Origin of the sequence: Aquirufa rosea (assembly GCF_004118285.1) — a bacterium.
GTDB classification, from domain to species: domain Bacteria; phylum Bacteroidota; class Bacteroidia; order Cytophagales; family Spirosomataceae; genus Aquirufa; species Aquirufa rosea.
Map to the genome: position 1 here is coordinate 1 of NZ_SDHY01000022.1, position 1,206 is coordinate 1,206.

Consider the following 1,206-nt stretch of genomic DNA (forward strand, 5'->3'; position numbering starts at 1 on the left):
CACTTAAGCCGGAGATGGTTCCGCTTAAGCTAGTAGTCACCGTAATATTATTGCCACTGGCATCAAAGCCCGTTACCACGTTACCATAAGCATCCAAGGCTGTTAAGGTGTTCGTTCCTGTAAAGGCGGTACCACTTACTTGTGGACTAGCTAAGCTCACGGATAATTTAGCAAAGCTTGCCGCACTTACTGCCACTGTCAAGCGATCGGTGCTACTAGCCGATATGCTTCCATCCGTTGCCGCCAATACCGCCGACTCTACCTGATACAAGTTCAAGCTCGCTGTCGCTACTCCATTGCTGAAGCTAATGTCTGTCGCTGTGCCCACATTCGTGCCTGCTACCGTTGGTGCGGTTACTGGGCTAGTTGAACTATTCGCTCCCGAGAACGTCAAGCTCTTGGTTCCCGTATAGCCTGTTGCCGTGTTACCACTCGCATCCTTCGCCGTGATCGTGATCGTCTGGCTGCTGCCCGCTGTCTGTGTTCCACTTCCGCTTATCACCAACTTAGTCGCCGCGCCTGAATTAATCGTCAACGACGAAGAGGTCACCGGTGCTCCGGTCGATGGACTAAAGGTGAACGTGCCTGTTCCAGACGTTCCCGTATACTTCAAGCCTAAGATGCTTAAGTCCGCTACTCCATTCACAAAATCACTCGCACTTGTTAACTTGTTGGTTCCACTTAAACCACTGATCGTTCCGGTTAAACTAGTAGTCACCGTCACATTATTGCTGCTCGCATCAAAGCCGGTTACCGTATTGCCATAAGCATCTTGCGCCGTCAAGGTATTCGTACTCGTAAAGGCTACTCCGTTCGTCTGTGGACCACTTAAGCTCACCGATAATTTAGCAAAGCTTCCCGCAGTCACACTCACAGCTAACTCCCCTCCAGAGGCCGTCAAGCTTCCGTCAGTCGCACTGATCGATGCACTCTCTACCTTGTATAAACTCATGCTCGCTGTCGCCACTCCATCCGTAAACGTCACATTCGTCGAACTACCAAAGTCTACTCCTCCCACCTTCGCGGTCGTAACTGGTGAGCTAGAGGAATTCGCACCACTGAAGGTTAAGGACTTCACGCCCGCATAAGATGTTACCGTATTACCCTGCGCATCCTTCGCCGTGATCGTGATCGTCTGGCTGCTACCCGCTGTCTGTGTTCCAGTTCCCGTAATCACAAACTTATTAGCAGAGCCTGCATTGATAC

At 51.0% G+C, this 1,206-nt stretch carries 1 protein-coding gene; it reads right to left on the reverse strand.

Going from position 1 to position 1,206, the window contains the following annotated elements; genetic code table 11:
* Positions 1-1,206: beta strand repeat-containing protein (locus ESB04_RS12435; protein ID WP_164969669.1), on the reverse strand; the 1,206-nt coding region annotated here is incomplete at both ends.